Below are 17,523 nucleotides of genomic sequence, written 5' to 3'. Positions count from 1 at the left end.
GGGACATACTTGTCTCAGCCTCAGTCTGTTAATCTATACTAATACGTTTTGAAGGGGTAGATAGGCCAAAGTCTAAAGACGGCTTGCCCTTTGATTTGTTCTTTTTTGAAAGCTCCGACCTGACGGCTATCTTTTGAAACGATCCGGTCGTCTCCAAGTAAGAGGTATTCATTGTCCAGTAACTTCAAGGTGAATTTTGTATTGCCATCCTTGTCTACCGTAAAGGCTTGGGCTGTATTGGCCAATTGGCGGAAGAGTTCTCCATTTTCTTCGAACCCTTTTCCAGTGTAGGTCGATTGCAATTTATCTTTTTTGAAGCGAGCGATGTAGTCTTTTAAATAGGGCTCATCGGTTTTCTTTCCATTGATATAGAGGGTATCGTTGTCATACTGGATGGTATCTCCAGGAAGACCGATGACCCGTTTGACAATGTCCTTGGTTTTGCCGTCGTCGTCTTTTTCGCTAGCAACGACAATGTCGAAGCGATCGATCGAGAGATGGTTGACCACAAGAAGGTACTCGCTATCAGCTAAGGTAGGATCCATCGAATGGCCATCCACCTTGACGGGAGCCCAGAGGTAGATGCGAGAAGCGATGATAAGACCAACGATAATACTGAAGAGGCCCCATTCTTTAAGGAATCTCACCACTGGTGAGCTCGATTTCTGTTTTGAACTTCTTTTTGACATAACTTATCTTTCTAGTAATTTCTTTGCTTTTTCTGTGTTTTTAAAATGGAGTTTGGCACAATAATCCAGAGCCTTCATCCCATAAGACTGGAGCAATTTAGCCGCTACTTGATCGGACTTAGCTCCTGCTCCACTTGGGAGATTAAAGCCTAGTTCCTTGCCCAGATCTTCCAGATTTTGTAGGAAGAGATTGCGGGCGATGATGGAGCTAACTGCAACAGCTAGGTACTTGCTTTCAGCTTTTTCTTCCAAATCAATGGTTTGCGTGACCTGATTTTTTTCAGCTTTTACGTATTTTTGGTAGTTTTTAGCAGTTGTAAAGGCATCAATCACAATTCGCTCTGCTTGGACTCCTTTATTTAACAGAAGGTAGATGGCCTGATTGTGCAGGGCTACCTTGACCGAAACAGCATTGTAACCAGAAGCGATCACTTCATTATACTTCTTTGGAGACAATAAGAGTGCTTGGTGCTGGATATTTTCCTCAAGGAGAGGAGCCAATTGCTGAATTTTTCGATCATCCAAGGTCTTCGAATCTCCAACACCGAGCTTTTTGAGCCAGTCGTGCTGGTCAGGTGTCACAAAGGATGCGACAACGGTGAGTCCACCAAAATAAGAGCCGTTTCCGACCTCATCGGTTCCGATCATGGCTAGATCTTGTCGTGCAGATGAAGTAGAACGCTTAAGGTTCCCAGCATCTTGCCCGAAAAAGGTCAGGTAAGGAGTGAGGTCATTGCCCTGGAGCAGGACCTTTCCAGACTTGTAGATCGAAACGGTCGCTCCCTCTAGTCGAAAGAAATAATCCATATGTGGGTTCTTGCTTTGAGTGAGAGAACTGCGATAGGTATGGACAAAATCAAGGATTTGCTCCTGTGTTGGAGTGAGTGTCATACTTTCCATAACCACTATTGTACCACAAATTCAGGGAGAGAGGGAGCAAAAAGAAAGAAAGAATCCCTTAAGAAAATCGCCTTGAAGAGGGCCTTTGCTACTGACAAAGCGCCCCTTTTTTGATATAATACCGTGAGGTGATTTTTATGGCGAGCTTAAATAGATATAAATTTACATTTGGAAACAAAGCGCTCACTTTAACAACCAACCATGATAATTTGTTTATGGAAGAAGTCGAACGTGTTGCAAGAGAAAAATACCAAGCAATTAAAGAACAAATGCCGGAGGCTGACGATGAAACCATCGCCATTTTATTGGCAGTAAATAGTTTGTCTATGCAACTGAATCGAGAGATTGAGTTTGACGACAAGGAAACAGAACTAGATGATTTTCGTCGCAAAGCTTTAGACGACTTAAAGGATAAATCATCCAAATAAGAGGAGATACATGTTAACTTTCTTAATCTTATTGATTTTGGCATGGAGCTTTTATATTGGCTATGCAAGAGGCATCATCCTCCAATCCTATTACTTTCTAGTGACCTTGGTAGCCCTCTTGATTGCAGGTGGTAGCTACAAGGGACTGGCTAAGGTTTTGTCTCTATGGGTTCCTTTTTCGAGTCCCACCCAGCAATCGGTAAATTATTTTTATGCCAACCGCTACCTGTTTCAATTAGATGACATCTTTTATGCAGGGATGGCTTATGTGTTGATTTTTGTGCTGGTTTATTTGATCGGCCGCGTGATTGGAATCTTTATGCACTTGGTTCCCCAGCCAGAAAAATTGGAGGATCGCAAGTATCAAATTGGAGCAGGTGTGATCGCCGTCGTGATAACCCTCTTGGTGATTCAGATGGGCTTGACTGTTCTCTCAACGGTTCCCATGGCTTCCATCCAAAATAGACTAAATGCAAGTGGATTGATCCGCTTTATCATCCTTCATACCCCGATCAGTTCCAGTCTGTTCCACAACTTGTGGGTGACTGCGATTATCGGAGCTTAAGGAGCAAAAATGAAGAAAGGAGTGAGACAAGTCCGATTCAAGGAAGGACGCTCACTTTTTTTGTAGGAGAAACATGAATAAAAAAATCTTAGATATTCTGGAGTTTGACAAGGTCAAGCAACTTTTTGAACCCTATCTACAGACAGAACAAGGGGAGATGGAGCTAGCAGTCCTTACTCCAACTGATAAAAAAGAAACCATCGAAACGGCCTTTATGGAGCTAGAAGATATGGAGCAGATCCTCTTGGAAGAGCCTCGTTTTGCCGTGTCGACCATTCAAGATGTCCGTCCAGTGGCCAAGCGTTTGGAGATGGGGGCGGCCCTCAATATCGATGAATTATTAGCGCTAAAAGCAGTCCTTCGGGTAACACATGAGCTCAAGGATTTCTACGACAACTTGGAAAATGTCCGTCTGGAAAGGCTCCATCGCCTCTTTGACAACTTGGTGGATTTGCCCCGCTTACAAGGTGGGCTTCAAGCTATCAACGAAGGAGGCTTTGTCGAGTCTTTTGCCAGCGAAAAATTGGCTAAAATCCGTCGCCGCATCCAGGAAAATGAATACCAGGTCAGAGAGATTCTACAAGACCTGCTGAAAAGCAAGGCCGATATGTTGGCGGATGCTGTGATTGCTAGCCGGAATGGACGCAATGTTCTACCGGTAAAAAACACCTATCGCAACCGGATTGCAGGGGTGGTCCACGATATCTCAGCCAGTGGGAATACCGTTTATATCGAACCTCGTGCAGTGGTCAATCTCAATGAAGAAATCGCCAACCACAGGGCAGATGAACGGTATGAAATCATTCAGATTCTGGAGGAATTGTCTGATAGCCTACGCCCCCATGCGGCAGAGATTGCTAACAACGCTTGGATTATCGGTCACTTGGACTTGATCAAGGCCAAGTATCGGTTTATGCGTGATTTCAAGGCAGTGGTACCAGAGGTTAGCAGTAATCGCTCTATTCAGCTCTTGCAACTACGTCATCCCTTGATTGAAAATGCCGTCGCGAATGACCTGCATTTTACCGAGGACTTGACTGAAATCGTGATTACTGGTCCCAATACAGGTGGTAAAACCATCATGCTAAAAACGCTGGGACTAGCGCAAATTATGGCCCAGTCTGGTCTTCCCATCCTAGCGGATCCAGGTAGTCGTGTGGGCATCTTCTCACAAGTCTTTGCAGATATTGGAGATGAACAATCGATCGAGCAGAGCTTGTCGACCTTCTCCAGTCATATGACCAATATCGTATCGATCTTACATCAAGTAGATACCGCCTCCTTGATCCTTCTGGATGAGTTGGGTGCTGGAACCGATCCCCAAGAGGGGGCTGGCCTTGCCATTGCCATCTTAGAAGACCTGCGCTTACGCGGGATTAAGACCATGGCGACAACCCACTATCCAGAGCTCAAGGCTTATGGAATTGAGACTGATGGGGTGCAAAATGCTAGCATGGAGTTTGACACAACGAGTCTGCGCCCGACCTATCGCTTTATGCAAGGAGTTCCTGGTCGCTCCAATGCTTTTGAGATCGCCCGCCGTTTGGGCTTGTCTGAGACCATTATCCAGGATGCCATGAAGATGACCAATACGGACAATGATGTCAATCAGATTATTGAAAAACTGGAGGCGCAGACCTTAGAGAGTCGCAAGCGCTTGGATACCATTCAAGAAGTGGAGCAAGAAAATCTCAAATTCAATCGCGCTCTTCGAAAGCTCTATAACGAGCTGACTCGAGAGAGGGAAACAGAGCTCAATAAGGCAAGAGAAGAAGCCAAGGAAATTGTGGACATGGCACTTTCAGAGAGTGACCGCATCCTTCAAGGTCTTCACGCCAAATCTCAGTTGAAGCCACATGAGATCATTGAGGCCAAGGCTCAGTTGAAAAAACTAGCTCCTGAGACCGTCGATCTTTCTAAAAATAAGGTCTTGAAAAAAGCCAAGAAGGCGCGTGCTCCTAAGGTCGGAGATGAAATCCTGGTTATCAGCTATGGGCAACGCGGAACCCTAGTCAAGCAACTCAAAGATGGGCGCTGGGAGGCGCAAGTCGGCTTGATCAAGATGACCTTGGAAGAAAAAGAATTCAACCTTATCAAGGTTGAAAAAGAAGCGGCTCAACCTAAGAAACGCCAGGTGAATGTCGTCAAGCGCTCAAACACGAGCGGGCCGAGAGCGCGTCTGGACCTCCGTGGAAAACGCTATGAAGAGGCCATGCAAGAGCTAGATGGTTTTATCGATCAGGCTCTGCTCAACAACATGGCCCAAGTCGATATCATCCACGGGATTGGGACAGGGGTCATCCGTGAAGGGGTGACCAAATACCTCCGCCGCAACAAGCATGTCAAGAGTTTTGAATATGCCCCACAAAATGCAGGTGGAAGCGGTGCAACTATTGTCACGTTTAAAGGCTAATCGAATCCTAGCTGTTTATCAGCTAGATTCAGATTAAAGAAAAAGCTATCTTAGCAACTTTCCTTAGGTGAGTACGGACGTCAGCGAACTTCGAAGAAGTTCCATGACTTAGTTTTGAGCCTAAGGTCTCAAAACTTCCGAGTGTCTGAAACAATTGTGTTTCAGACACTTTTCTCACGGCGGAAAGTTTCAGTGTATGTTTGAATGAGCCTATTAGTATGTATCAGTTTTAATTATTCTATATCAGTTAAGTTGTTTTAAGTAAAAATTTTATCTACATTCTAAAATCTTGCTGTTTATCAGCTAGGTTTTTTTACATCTGACATCATGAAAATGATTGAGAGCCGATGAAAAGGATTCGCTTTTAAATCTGATTTTCAGTAGGTCCTTCTTTTTAAAAGTGCTATAATAAAGGCAATGAATGATTTGGGAGGATACACATGCGTAAACGTGAAAGTGCAGATTCGTGTACAACGATTCTAGTCGGAAAAAATGCTAGCTATGATGGTTCAACGATTGTAGCACGGACAGAGGATTCTCAAAATGGGGCCTTTACACCTAAGAAATGGATCGTGGTCAAACCAGAAGATCAACCGCGTCATTACAAGTCTGTCTTATCCACTTTTGAGATTGACTTACCAGATAATCCAGTTCGCTATACAGCAGTTCCAGATGCCATTCCTAAGGACGGGATCTGGGGAGAAGCTGGGATCAATGTCTATAATGTTGCCATGAGTGAAACAGAGACCATTACGACCAATAGCCGTGTGCTAGGGGCAGATCCTCTTGTAGAGAGTGGCATCGGTGAGGAAGACATGCTGACCTTGGTCTTGCCTTATGTCAAGACTGCCCGCGAAGGGGTTTTGCGTCTCGGAAAGATTTTAGAAGAGTACGGAACCTATGAGTCTAATGGGATTGCTATTTCAGACGTCCATGAAATCTGGTGGTTGGAAACCATCGGAGGTCACCACTGGATGGCACGCCGTGTCCCAGATGATGCCTATGTGACCAACCCGAACCAACTGGGAAGTGATTATTTTGAATTTGGAAATCCAGCCGAGTTTCTCTGTGACCCAGATCTTGAGAACTTTGTCGCAGAGCACCATTTGATTCTGGATCAAAAAGGCAAAGGTTTCAATCCACGCTATGCTTTTGGTAGCCAAAAAGACAAGGACCGCCACTACAATACACCGCGGGCTTGGGCCATCCAGCGTTTCCTAAATCCTGAAATCGAGCAGGATCCACGGAATTTTGAGATTCCTTGGTGTCAAAAGCCCTATCGCAAGGTGACGATTGAAGATGTCAAATATGTCTTGAGCAACCACTACCAAGATACCATCTACGATCCATATGGACCAGAAGGAGATCAGGTAAGTCAGCGGACCTTCCGGACGATCGGGATCAACCGGACCAGTCAGACAGCGATTCTTCAATTGCGTCCCAATAAACCACAGGAAACGACAGGCATCCAATGGCTTTCTTACGGCTCCATGCCATACAACACAGCTGTCCCTTTCTTTACCCAAGTGAATACAACGCCAGACTACTTTGCCAATACGACAGCTAAAGTCACGACTAATTCCTTTTACTGGGCTAACCGGATTATTGCAGGACTAGCAGATCCTCACTATGCCCACCATGTTGGCGATCTAGATGATTACCAAGAATCGACAATGGCTTGGGGACATGCACGCATCAATAAAGTCGATCGTGCCCTTGCAGCAGGTGAAACCGTCGATTTTGAGGCGGAAAACCAAGCCATGAGTGATCAAATCCAGGAAGCGACAGATCAACTCTTAGACAAGATTTTGCTAGATGCTAGCAACCTCATGACCAATCACTTCTCCTTGAGTGATTAAAAACCGTGCATTTGCAGAAATCTTGCAAGATATTTTCATTAATCTTTGACAAAGTTTTGAAAATCAATTAGAATAGAGAAAATTACATACGACCGAATGAAGTTTGCAGGAGCGTGAGTGACTGTGAATGGACGGAACTCTGGAGAGACCAGAAATGGCACCGAAGGGGCAAGGTAGAGGATGCATCTACTCAAACTCTCAGGTAAAAGGACAGAGCGAAGAATAGGGGAAGTCCCCTATTTTAAGCAGGACCAGAGTGCATGTTTGACATGTGCTCTTTCTTTTTCTCTTTTCTGTCGAGCGGTCGATGAAAAAGGAGGCAAAGAATGGATCATGTATTGCAGTTTTTTCAGCAACTCGATAATCTAGTGTGGGGCGCCCCGCTTTTGGTGCTCTTGGTAGGGACAGGGAATATTGTAGGGGTAGCGACAGCGATTCAGACAGGTGGCCCAGGGGCCCTCTTTTGGATGTGGATGGCGGCCTTCTTTGGAATGGCGACCAAGTACGCAGAAGGGCTCTTAGCCATTCGTTATCGGACCAAGGATGACAATGGCCATATCTCGGGTGGTCCGATGTACTACATTCTTCACGGAATGGGAGAGAAGTGGCGACCGCTAGCTATTTTCTTTGCGGTTGCAGGAGTTCTAGTGGCCCTCTTTGGGATCGGAACTATGACCCAGGTCAATTCCATTACGGGATCCCTCCAAGCGAGTTTTGGAACGGCTCCAGAAGTGGCTAGCGTAGTGATTGCTCTGGTGGTTTCGACCGTTATCTTTGGTGGGATTCACTGGATTTCCAAAGTCTCTGAAAAAGTGGTTCCTTTTATGGCTGCTGCCTATATCTTTGCGACTGTCACGATCATTTCCTTGCATCTAGACCAATTGCTTCCAGCCTTAAAATCGGTCTTTTCAGGTGCCTTCACAGGGACTGCAGCCATGGGAGGTTTTGCAGGAGCAACGGTCAAAATGGCCATCCAAAAAGGGGTGGCGCGTGGTGTCTTCTCCAATGAATCGGGCCTTGGATCGGCCCCCATTGCAGCAGCTGCTGCGAAGACCAATGAACCTGTCGAGCAGGGCTTGATCTCGATGACAGGGACCTTTATTGATACCATTATCATCTGTAGTTTGACAGGGCTGTCTCTTCTGGTATCAGGTGAGTGGATGGCCAAGGGCAGCACGAGTACCTTGACTCAGGATACGTTTACAGGTGTCTTTGGCCCAGTTGGAGGCATTATCTTAACGCTGTGCTTGGTGCTGTTTGCGACAACGACCATTCTTGGATGGTCTTACTACGGAGAACGGTGTTTCGAATTCCTGTTTGGTGTCAAACATATCAATCTCTACCGGATCTTCTTTGTCTTAATGGTTGGACTAGGCGGTTTCCTAAAATTAGATCTGGTCTGGGTGATTGCAGATATCGTCAATGGGCTTATGGCTCTACCCAACTTGATTGCGCTCTTGGCCCTCTCCCCAGTCATTATCAAAGAAAGTAAAGGCTACTTTAAGAAATAATAAAACCCAGATCGCGAGGTCTGGGTTTTATTGTCTATTTGAGATAGGATCTTTTAATAGCGTTTTTCTTTTGGCCAGCTACTCATCTCAGCGACTGCTGTGAAGAGTACATCTGTTGATGAGTTGAGGGCTGTTTCGCAAGAGTCTTGAATGACCCCGATGATAAAGCCGACACTGACGACTTGCATGGCCAAGTCATTGCTAATGCCAAAGAGGCTACAAGCAACAGGGATCAGAAGGAGAGATCCTCCCGCAACTCCGGATGCCCCGCAGGCTGAGATAGCTGCCACAACACTGAGGATAAGCGCCGTTCCAAAGTCAACCTGAATCCCTAAAGTATTGGCTGCTGCAAGGGTTAAGGTATTGATGGTTACCGCTGCACCTGCCATGTTAATGGTCGATCCAAGAGGGATAGAAACAGAGTAGGTATCTGGATTGAGACCCAGCTCTTCACAAAGGCGCATATTGACAGGAATGTTCGCCGCTGAGCTTCTGGTGAAGAAGGCTGTCACCCCACTGACGCGAAGACATTTCCAAACAAGGGGATAAGGGTTCTTGTGGATCATCATGAAAACAATCAAAGGATTGATGACCAGAGCGACAAAAGCCATCGTTCCCACTAAGACTAGCAAGAGAATTCCATAGTTTCTCAGTGCGCTAAGTCCTTGGCCAGCGATCGTCGTATAGACCAAGCCCAAGATCCCAAAAGGAGCTAGGTTGATAATCCACTCGACAATTTTTGATGTGATATCTGCTAGGGTTTGCAAGAGGTCTTTACTATGTTCACTGGCTTCTCTCATGGCAATTCCAAAGACAGTTGCCCAAGAAAGGATCCCAATGTAGTTGGCTTGTTGCAAGGCATTGACAGGGTTGTCGACGATCTTGAGCAAAAGGTTACTAATGACTTCGCCAATTCCATTTGGAGAGGAGCCTTCGGCCGCTTTCCCAGTTAAGGTAATGGTGATTGGGAATAGATAATTGACCAAGACAGCAATAAAGGCTGCCGCAAAGGTTCCTAAGAGATAGAGGACGATGACCTTTTTCATATTGGTCTCTGTTCCTTTTTGGTGTTGGGAGAGAGCATTTGCGACGAGCGCAAAGACCAGAAGGGGTGCGATGGCACGGAGCCCTCCAACGAAGAACTCTCCCAGGAGTCCAATCCCAGTTGCTTTCGGAAATACAAGTGCTAGAACGACACCAAGTACAATCCCGATTGCGATCCTTTTCATAAGGTTGGTTTTATTCCAAGTGGTAATCAGTCGATGAATCATGTAAGGCCTCCTTAAAAAATAATTAAGGAATATTATACGATAGTTAGGGGGTGAAAGCAATGAAATTTTCAAAAAATAGCCATATTTCCGAATATTTGATATAATCATACTATTATTTGCTAGAAGGGCCCGAATAAATGAGTCAAGCTTTCCAACGTTATTTCAGTAAAATAGACTGGACAAAGATTTTTGATGATCTAATTTCAAAATGCATCTCCCTGATTTTTGTCTTTCTCTTATTTTTCATCGCTAAAAAGGTCATCCATAGCCTGGTCAAGCGGATATTAACTCCTTCCTTTAAGTATACGGTGCAGGATGAAGCCCGTAAAAAAACCATTCTCCGTTTAGTAGAGAGTCTCTTGAACTACTGCTTGTATTTTATCTTGATTTACTGGATTTTGTCGATCCTGGGTCTTCCAGTCTCTAGTCTATTGGCTGGTGCTGGGATTGCTGGGGTGGCTATCGGGATGGGAGCCCAGGGCTTCCTTTCCGATTTGGTCAATGGTTTCTTTATCCTTTTAGAACGCCAGCTGGATGTGGGGGACAATGTCCGACTTACCAATGGTTCTATTAATATTGCCGGCATCGTAAGCAGTGTGGGAATTCGGACAACTCAAGTACGTGATTTTGACGGGAGTCTCCACTTTGTCCCAAACCGCAATATCACTGTCGTCAGCAACCTCTCGCGTGGAGATATGCGCGTGCTGGTGGATATTCCGCTAGATGCGAATACAGATCTCGACAAGATCTACCAGGTTATCGCTCAGGTCAATCAGTCTCAACAAGACAAGCATCCAGAAGTATTGACAGGCCCTACCATTTTAGGCCCACAGATCGAAAAAAATGGTCGCTATTCCTTCCGTATTGCTATGACCGCTCAAAATGGAACCCAGGTTACTGTTTATCATACTTACTATAAACTCTATCATGATGCCTTGATGGAAGCAGGAATCAACCTTCCAACAGGAAATAACGGAATCATGTAAAAAAGAGGCTGGGACAAAAGTCCTAGCCTCTTAATTGTTTTTGGATTGTCGAGCAAGACGCAGTGGTTGAGTGGGCTCTACAACGCTGATTTCATAAGCTTTTACAGCCCTACTCAACTGTGCGGAGGTGGGACGACGAAATCGAATTCTAACGAATTACCGATTTCTGTCCCACTCTCTTTTTAATCGATGTTACGATCTTAAGTGGCAGTATTTGTCATCCAAATATTTAATCTGATCCCAAATCTTTCGAGCCTCAGGTGGTAAGATCAATAATTGCTTGCGCAATAGGGCAGTGATTTCAAGATCCAGTGATTCGATGGTGAGGGCTATGGCTACGGAACTTTTTGCCCTTTGGATCTTGTTAATGCAGTGTTGGATGTGCTGGCAAGCAGTACAAGTCTGTGCTTGACGGCTTGCTGCAATCTCCTGACGCATATCAGAAAGCAGTTGCATCAATTCAGACTTAAGGAACTCAATGGTAGTTGACTTGTCTTGAGCAAAATGAAACATAAGCGCACCTCCTTTTGCTATAGTTTAATACTAATTTATTAAAAATGCAAGGGGGGAACGTAAAAAAATAAAATTTTTTTAGAAAAAGATACAGAAAAAGACAAGACTCAAGTCTCTCACCACTAATGATGGTCAAGATTCCTTTCTTTAAAAATGACTTTCTTCCCTTGGGATCAATTGTCCCTAAAGAGATCAGTAGCTACAAAAAACTCCTGAAACAGAATGCTTTCAGGAGTTGAGAGGCTTTGACCCGAAGGTCTCAAAGAAAAATATCGATTGATTATACAAGACCTTGTGCAATCATCGTGTTTGCGACATTTTCAAAGGCAGCGATGTTGGCACCTGCAAGGTAATCTTTACCAAGTCCGTAAGTTTCTGCAGTTGTTTTAGCAGTGTTGAAGATGTTGGTCATGATGTCTTTCAAACGACCATCCACTTCTTCACGTGTCCATGAAAGACGGAGGCTGTTTTGGCTCATTTCAAGAGCAGATACAGCTACCCCACCAGCATTGGCAGCTTTAGCAGGTCCATAAAGGATGCCGTTTTCTTTGTAGACTTTGATCGCATCAAGGTCGCTAGGCATGTTGGCTCCTTCAGAAACAACTTTTACGCCTTGAGCAACCAAGCGTTTCGCTGCTTCACCATTGATCTCGTTTTGAGTTGCACATGGAAGAGCGATATCATAGTGACCAGCGTAAGTCCATACAGATCCTTCGTAGTAGGTAGCAGTTGGTTTTTCAGCAGCGTATTCAGTCAAACGAGCACGACGTTTTTCTTTGACGTCTGTAAGCAGGTCGAAGTCAATACCGTTTTCGTCGATGACATAACCGTTTGAGTCAGAGACAGAGATGACAGTTGCACCAAGTTCTGTTGCTTTTTGAAGCGCGTATTGAGCTACATTACCAGAACCTGAGATCACGACTTTCTTACCAGCAAAGCTGTCGCTGTTGGCTTTGAGCATTTCTTCCGTATAGTAAACCAAACCATAACCAGTTGCTTCTGGACGGATCAAGCTACCACCGAAACCAAGAGGTTTACCAGTCAAGACACCAGCGTCAAATTGGCGAAGGCGTTTGTATTGTCCGTAAAGGTAACCAATCTCACGTCCACCAACTCCGATATCACCAGCAGGCACGTCAAGAGAAGGACCGATGTGTTTTTGCAATTCAGTCATGAAGCTTTGGCAGAAGCGCATCACTTCCGCATCAGTCTTGCCTTTAGGATCAAAGTCTGATCCACCTTTACCACCACCGATAGGAAGGCCAGTCAAGACGTTTTTGAAGATTTGTTCAAATCCGAGGAATTTCAAGATCCCTTGGTTAACAGTTGGGTGGAAACGAAGCCCGCCTTTGTAAGGACCGACAGCTGAGTTAAATTGAACACGGTAACCACGGTTTACTTGAACCTTTCCATCACGGTCAACCCAAGGAACACGGAAAGAAATCACGCGTTCTGGCTCAGTAATGCGAGCCAAGATATTTTCTTCAATGTATTCTGGATGTTTTTCAAATACAGGTTCCAAAGTGCTAAGGAACTCTTCGACAGCTTGAAGGAATTCTGCTTCATGGCCGTTGCGAGCTTTTACGGTTTCGAAAGTGCTTTGGATATATTCTTTTGCAGTTGTCATCTTGTTTCTCCTTTTTTTATTGAAACGAATGCCAGTAGGTTAGCGAACATACTGGTATATGGAGGCACTGCTGAAAGCAATGTCATGTTTTATTACGTGGATCATTATAACAGACTTTTTTTGACTTGTAAAGAAAAAAGTTGAATTTTCTGAAAATTTTCACAGCTGATAGACGATGGGAAAAAGATCCCTATCTTAGACTGAGTCCGCTTGAAATGATGATACGATTTTTAGCTATTCTCAGGGAAAAAAGCTACTCCTTCTTGAGTAATTTCTTACTATTTCCGGACGATCCTTGTTCTTTTTTAGTTTTCTAGCCATGAATCCTTCTTTTCGTGCTATAATGGCTGTAAGAATTCATTTCAAGGAGAAGAAGATGGTATCGACAAAGACGCAAATTGCTGGTTTTGAATTTGACAACTGCCTGATGAATGCGGCAGGTGTAGCCTGTATGACTACTGAGGAATTAGAGGAAGTGAAGAATTCAGCTGCTGGGACTTTTGTGACCAAGACAGCAACTCTGGAATTCCGTGCTGGAAATCCAGAGCCACGCTACCAAGATGTGCCACTTGGCTCAATCAATTCGATGGGGCTACCTAACCAAGGATTGGATTATTATTTGGATTACCTATTAGAGTTGCAAGAAACAGATCCTGACCGGACCTTCTTCTTATCTCTTGTCGGCATGTCGCCCGAAGAGACCCATACCATCTTGAAAAAGGTGCAAGACAGCGACTTTAAAGGCTTGACAGAACTGAACCTTTCTTGCCCTAATGTCCCTGGAAAACCTCAGATTGCTTATGACTTTGAGACGACTGATCGGATCTTGTCAGAGGTCTTTGCCTATTTCACCAAACCTCTTGGGATCAAGTTACCACCTTACTTTGATATTGTCCACTTTGATCAAGCTGCAACGATTTTTAACAAATACCCGCTCAAGTTTGTCAACTGTGTCAACTCGATCGGAAATGGCCTCTATATCGAGGATGAATCCGTTGTGATCCGTCCGAAGAACGGTTTTGGTGGAATTGGTGGCGAGTACATCAAACCAACTGCTCTGGCCAATGTCCATGCCTTTTACCAACGTTTGAATCCAGAAATTCAGATAGTGGGAACCGGTGGGGTCTTGACTGGTCGCGATGCCTTTGAACATATCCTTTGTGGCGCTAGTATGGTGCAAATCGGAACCACACTTCATAAAGAAGGAGTTGGGGCTTTCGAGCGTATTACAGCTGAGCTCAAAGCTATTATGGAGGAAAAAGGCTACCAAAGCCTGGAAGATTTCCGTGGGAAATTGCACTACATTGACTAATCTTTCTAAAAGAACTTCCTCAAGTAGATTCTTGGGGAAGTTTTTTTAGATTTCTTATCCAGAGAGTGCATTCTGTTCCTAGTTTTAGGAATTCTCCATTTATATAGAGAGAAAAAGGAGTACAATGGAGGTGAGAAGGAGTTTGTGATCACTGGCATTACGAGGTTGTGAAGCCTCAACTGCAGGTGTATGGACCGACGGTGGTTTTGTAGTTGATGCTAGCTTTGTGTTTATCCACAGATATTCAAAGGAGGTGTTGGTCATGGTAGTCCTTCATGATTTTCTACATCAGCTAAGCATTTCGTTTTGGAATTTCTATTACTCACTCTTTTTCTTATTTGAAAAATAAGTGGGAATGCCTCTATCCCTTTTACTAGTATAGTAGAAGGGATTTTTGATGCAGAATCCTTGAAAATCTGAGGCTCTTGGATTATGATGGAGCTAATAGATGTCAAGCGTTCCAAATAGAGAATGCAGGAAGCGAGGAAAAAAGATGGCAGAGATTTATCTAGCAGGGGGCTGTTTTTGGGGCTTAGAGGAGTATTTTTCACGGATCCCCGGTGTAGAACAGACGACGGTGGGCTATGCCAATGGCCAGGTAGAAACGACCAATTACCAATTAATCAAGGAAACGGATCATGCAGAGACCGTACAAGTCATCTACGATCCAGACAAGATCACTCTACGCGCAATTCTGCTCTACTATTTCCGTGTGATCGATCCCTTGTCTATTAACAAGCAGGGAAATGATCGAGGTCGCCAATATCGAACGGGCGTCTATTACCTGGACGAGGCGGATCGTGAGGTGATCGCCCGAGTGTTTGCGGAAGAGGAGAAGCAACTGGGCCGCAAAATTGTGGTTGAGTTGGAACCCTTGCGCCACTATATTTTGGCGGAGGACTACCATCAAGACTACCTCAAGAAGAATCCTGGAGGCTATTGCCATATCGATGTGACGGATGCTGAGCAGCCCTTGATTGATCCGGCAGCCTATCAGAAACCAGATCAAGAAACCTTAAAGGCAAAATTGACACCAGAACAGTACCAAGTCACCCAAGAAAGCGCGACGGAGCGCCCGTTCCACAATGCCTATGACCAGACTTTTGAAGAGGGCATCTATGTGGATATTACGACTGGGGAACCTCTCTTTTTTGCCAAGGATAAGTTTACGTCTGGCTGTGGCTGGCCAAGCTTCTCTCGTCCCATTGCCAAAGATGTCGTCCATTATTACCAGGACCATAGCCACGGGATGGAGCGGATCGAAGTTCGGTCCCGCTCCGGCAATGCCCATCTCGGCCATGTCTTCACCGATGGGCCAAGAGAGCAAGGAGGCCTTCGTTACTGTATCAATTCGGCCTCTCTGCGCTTTATTCCAAAAGAGGAAATGGAGCGAAAAGGATATGGTTATTTGTTAAAGACATTGAAATAATAGAAAAAGCATCTTAGAAACTTTCCTTAGGTGAGTACGGACGTCAGCGAACTTCATAAAAGTTCCATGACTAAATTATGATACAAAGGGCGTCCGCGGATACAGTCAAAATAGGAAGTTTGACGCAGAATCTTTTGATTCTAGGAAAACTTATCTTTTTGACACAATCCGCAGCCCGTGTTCAATTCGTTTTGAACCCCTTCGCTTTTCAATTTTTAGGCTCAGGCTAAAACAGTTCCCCGAACTGTTTTACTTTCAAAACTCCCGAGTGCCTGGGACAAAAGTCCTAGCCTCTCAATTGTCTTTGGATTATCGAGCAAGACGCAGTGGTTGAGTGGGCTCTACTACGCTGATTTCATCAGCTTTTACAGCCCTACTCAACTGTGCGGAGGTGGGACGATGAAATCGAATTCTAACGAATGACCGATTTCTGTCCCACTCTCACTTTTCTCACAGCGGAAAGTTTCAGTAGATGCTTGCATCAGTTGAAAATCGTGATGATGTTTTCTGCTTTGAAGAAACCATTCTTTTACTATCCAATCATTTAAAAGTTCTGTTTTGCAGAACTTTTTTTCTCCTCTTAAAAATTGTGATACAATGAAGAGAAAGTATTTCAATGACAACTCCATCTGTTGGCGGATCATTGGGGAAATCAGATACGAAGAAGAGGTAGGAATGTTAGAGAAGTGGGAGAATATGAAAGGGATCATCAAAACGATGGGAAAAGAGCTATCGGCGGCCTTTGATTGGGTTTTTGATCGTCTCTTTTCAAGAATTCAGCTGACCAATGAACAGTTTGTCTATGTGCTCTTGTCTGTCGTTTTTATCGTGGCCAATGCTATCTTATGGGTGCAAAAGTTTCAAGGCTTTCCGATCACCGCAACCGAACGGCCAGAGGTTGTGTACAAGGCAAATACACCGGCTGAGCAGATTCCTCATACAGCGCGGATCATGGCCAATGGAGACCAGCTCTACCACGATCTGGTCTATATGAGCGCGCAAAAAGAAGACGGAAGCTATGATTTTCATGAAAATTATGAGTATGTCAAACCCTGGCTACAAAAAGCGGATCTGGCCTTGGGTGATTTTGAGGGAACTATTAACCCGGATTACTATTTGTCAGGTTATCCTCTCTTTAATGCGCCGAGCGAAGTCGTACCAGCCATCAAGGATGCTGGTTATGATGTCATGGATTTGGGACACAACCATATCTTGGATTCAGGCCTTGATGGGGTCTATTCGACAGCCAAGGCCTTTGAAGATGCAGGCATCACACCTGTCGGTGTCTACACGCATGAAAAGAGAGGGCAAGCTCCCTTGGTGATCAAGGAAGTGAATGGCATCAAGATTGCTATTCTAGCCTATGCTTACGGCTTTAATGGGATGGAAACGACGCTCACTTCAGAGGAGCAAGCAGACGCCTTGTCTGATTTGGATGAAGAGCGGATGAAGGCGGAGATCCAAAAGGCAGAGCAAGAGGCTGATATCACCATTGTCATGCCCCAGATGGGAATCGAATACCAGTTGGAGCCGACAGAAGAGCAAAAAGAGCTCTACCATAAGATGATTTCATGGGGAGCTGATATTATCTTTGGCGGACATCCTCATGTTGTAGAGCCTGCTGAAGTGGTCAATAAAGATGGTCAAAACAAGCTCATCATCTACTCGATGGGGAATTTCCTTTCTAATCAGCGTCTGGAAACCATGGGGGACGTGGAGACTGCCCAGTGGACAGAGCGAGGAGTCTTGATGGATGTGACCATCGAAAAGGTCGGCCGCAAGACACGAATTAAGACGGCTACTGCTCATCCAACCTGGGTTAGTCGAACTCCGAAGGGGGCCTATTCTCCTGAAGGCTATGAGTTGTACAAGTACCAGACCTATATTTTGGAAGATTTTATCCAGGGTGGCAAATACCGCGACAAGTTAGATGAGGAGACCAAGGAGAGAGTGGACACGGCTTACCGAGAAATGAAGGAACATGTTCACTTGGACTGGCCTCAGAGTGGAAAGGAATAGA

At 44.9% G+C, this 17,523-nt stretch carries 14 protein-coding genes and 1 riboswitch; of the genes, 9 read left to right on the top strand and 5 right to left on the bottom strand.

The annotated features are described in order from the left end of the window. Window positions 1-38: 38 nt before the first annotated feature. Both lepB and rnhC read right to left on the bottom strand, forming a co-directional pair. A complete protein-coding gene (lepB, locus tag HMPREF9186_RS04765; protein WP_037613940.1) occupies window positions 39-689 on the bottom strand; it encodes a signal peptidase I in 651 nt (216 codons plus the stop codon). A gap of 3 nt (window positions 690-692) precedes the next feature. Further along, entirely contained in the window at window positions 693-1,589 is an 897-nt protein-coding gene (gene rnhC, locus HMPREF9186_RS04760) for a ribonuclease HIII (RefSeq protein WP_037613938.1), read from the bottom strand. A 137-nt stretch (window positions 1,590-1,726) separates the two neighbouring features. On the opposite strand from rnhC, the gene HMPREF9186_RS04755 reads away from it, so the two are divergent. The 5 genes from HMPREF9186_RS04755 to HMPREF9186_RS04735 all read left to right on the top strand — a co-directional run bounded on the left by HMPREF9186_RS04755 (window position 1,727) and on the right by HMPREF9186_RS04735 (window position 8,365). Continuing rightward, window positions 1,727-2,017: a hypothetical protein gene (locus tag HMPREF9186_RS04755; protein ID WP_009731676.1), complete on the top strand. Its 291-nt coding sequence runs from the start codon at window positions 1,727-1,729 to the stop codon at window positions 2,015-2,017. A 10-nt stretch (window positions 2,018-2,027) separates the two neighbouring features. Then, window positions 2,028-2,582, top strand: coding sequence for a CvpA family protein (locus HMPREF9186_RS04750; RefSeq protein WP_009731675.1), 555 nt, complete (start codon window positions 2,028-2,030; stop codon window positions 2,580-2,582). Window positions 2,583-2,655: 73 nt separating this feature from the next. Next, window positions 2,656-4,995: an endonuclease MutS2 gene (locus tag HMPREF9186_RS04745; protein WP_009731674.1), complete on the top strand. Its 2,340-nt coding sequence runs from the start codon at window positions 2,656-2,658 to the stop codon at window positions 4,993-4,995. 440 nt (window positions 4,996-5,435) lie between these two features. Next, entirely contained in the window at window positions 5,436-6,854 is a 1,419-nt protein-coding gene (locus tag HMPREF9186_RS04740) for a C69 family dipeptidase (protein ID WP_009731673.1), read from the top strand. Window positions 6,855-6,983: 129 nt separating this feature from the next. Beyond that, window positions 6,984-7,078, top strand: a riboswitch (glycine riboswitch). A gap of 102 nt (window positions 7,079-7,180) precedes the next feature. Continuing rightward, window positions 7,181-8,365, top strand: coding sequence for an alanine/glycine:cation symporter family protein (locus tag HMPREF9186_RS04735; RefSeq protein ID WP_009731672.1), 1,185 nt, complete (start codon window positions 7,181-7,183; stop codon window positions 8,363-8,365). 53 nt (window positions 8,366-8,418) lie between these two features. Here HMPREF9186_RS04735 and sstT read toward each other — a convergent pair whose 3' ends face one another. Continuing rightward, window positions 8,419-9,636: a serine/threonine transporter SstT gene (gene sstT / locus HMPREF9186_RS04730; RefSeq protein WP_009731671.1), complete on the bottom strand. Its 1,218-nt coding sequence runs from the start codon at window positions 9,634-9,636 to the stop codon at window positions 8,419-8,421. Window positions 9,637-9,773: 137 nt separating this feature from the next. On the opposite strand from sstT, the gene HMPREF9186_RS04725 reads away from it, so the two are divergent. Continuing rightward, entirely contained in the window at window positions 9,774-10,622 is an 849-nt protein-coding gene (locus HMPREF9186_RS04725) for a mechanosensitive ion channel family protein (RefSeq protein WP_009731670.1), read from the top strand. A 192-nt stretch (window positions 10,623-10,814) separates the two neighbouring features. Here the strand turns inward: HMPREF9186_RS04725 and HMPREF9186_RS04720 are convergent, their stop codons facing one another. Continuing rightward, window positions 10,815-11,135, bottom strand: coding sequence for a hypothetical protein (locus HMPREF9186_RS04720; RefSeq protein ID WP_009731669.1), 321 nt, complete (start codon window positions 11,133-11,135; stop codon window positions 10,815-10,817). Between the two features lie 280 nt (window positions 11,136-11,415). Then, on the bottom strand, window positions 11,416-12,762 hold the full coding sequence (gdhA, locus tag HMPREF9186_RS04715) for an NADP-specific glutamate dehydrogenase (protein ID WP_009731668.1): 1,347 nt from the start codon (window positions 12,760-12,762) through the stop codon (window positions 11,416-11,418). A gap of 376 nt (window positions 12,763-13,138) precedes the next feature. On the opposite strand from gdhA, the gene HMPREF9186_RS04710 reads away from it, so the two are divergent. From HMPREF9186_RS04710 to HMPREF9186_RS04695, 3 genes are all read left to right on the top strand, one after another. After that, complete coding sequence (locus HMPREF9186_RS04710) at window positions 13,139-14,074, top strand: dihydroorotate oxidase (protein WP_009731667.1); 936 nt, start codon at window positions 13,139-13,141, stop codon at window positions 14,072-14,074. A gap of 493 nt (window positions 14,075-14,567) precedes the next feature. After that, complete coding sequence (gene msrB, locus HMPREF9186_RS04705; RefSeq protein WP_009731665.1) at window positions 14,568-15,503, top strand: peptide-methionine (R)-S-oxide reductase MsrB; 936 nt, start codon at window positions 14,568-14,570, stop codon at window positions 15,501-15,503. 675 nt (window positions 15,504-16,178) lie between these two features. Continuing rightward, window positions 16,179-17,522: a CapA family protein gene (locus HMPREF9186_RS04695; protein ID WP_009731664.1), complete on the top strand. Its 1,344-nt coding sequence runs from the start codon at window positions 16,179-16,181 to the stop codon at window positions 17,520-17,522. The last annotated feature ends 1 nt before the right edge of the window (window position 17,523 follow it).

This window comes from Streptococcus sp. F0442 (genome assembly GCF_000314795.2).
Classification (GTDB): Bacteria; Bacillota; Bacilli; order Lactobacillales; family Streptococcaceae; genus Streptococcus.
Note: the sequence above shows the minus strand (reverse complement) of the source record. Positions and strands in the feature narration are given on the sequence as shown.

Excerpts from the sequence above, each read along its gene's own strand:
- lepB (WP_037613940.1), bottom strand. The coding sequence starts at position 689 with ATGTCAAAAAGAAGTTCAAAACAGAAATCGAGCTCACCAGTGGTGAGA.
- rnhC (WP_037613938.1), bottom strand. The coding sequence starts at position 1,589 with ATGGAAAGTATGACACTCACTCCAACACAGGAGCAAATCCTTGATTTT.
- HMPREF9186_RS04755 (WP_009731676.1), top strand. The coding sequence starts at position 1,727 with ATGGCGAGCTTAAATAGATATAAATTTACATTTGGAAACAAAGCGCTC.
- HMPREF9186_RS04750 (WP_009731675.1), top strand. The coding sequence starts at position 2,028 with ATGTTAACTTTCTTAATCTTATTGATTTTGGCATGGAGCTTTTATATT.
- HMPREF9186_RS04745 (WP_009731674.1), top strand. The coding sequence starts at position 2,656 with ATGAATAAAAAAATCTTAGATATTCTGGAGTTTGACAAGGTCAAGCAA.
- HMPREF9186_RS04740 (WP_009731673.1), top strand. The coding sequence starts at position 5,436 with ATGCGTAAACGTGAAAGTGCAGATTCGTGTACAACGATTCTAGTCGGA.
- HMPREF9186_RS04735 (WP_009731672.1), top strand. The coding sequence starts at position 7,181 with ATGGATCATGTATTGCAGTTTTTTCAGCAACTCGATAATCTAGTGTGG.
- sstT (WP_009731671.1), bottom strand. The coding sequence starts at position 9,636 with ATGATTCATCGACTGATTACCACTTGGAATAAAACCAACCTTATGAAA.
- HMPREF9186_RS04725 (WP_009731670.1), top strand. The coding sequence starts at position 9,774 with ATGAGTCAAGCTTTCCAACGTTATTTCAGTAAAATAGACTGGACAAAG.
- HMPREF9186_RS04720 (WP_009731669.1), bottom strand. The coding sequence starts at position 11,135 with ATGTTTCATTTTGCTCAAGACAAGTCAACTACCATTGAGTTCCTTAAG.
- gdhA (WP_009731668.1), bottom strand. The coding sequence starts at position 12,762 with ATGACAACTGCAAAAGAATATATCCAAAGCACTTTCGAAACCGTAAAA.
- HMPREF9186_RS04710 (WP_009731667.1), top strand. The coding sequence starts at position 13,139 with ATGGTATCGACAAAGACGCAAATTGCTGGTTTTGAATTTGACAACTGC.
- msrB (WP_009731665.1), top strand. The coding sequence starts at position 14,568 with ATGGCAGAGATTTATCTAGCAGGGGGCTGTTTTTGGGGCTTAGAGGAG.
- HMPREF9186_RS04695 (WP_009731664.1), top strand. The coding sequence starts at position 16,179 with ATGTTAGAGAAGTGGGAGAATATGAAAGGGATCATCAAAACGATGGGA.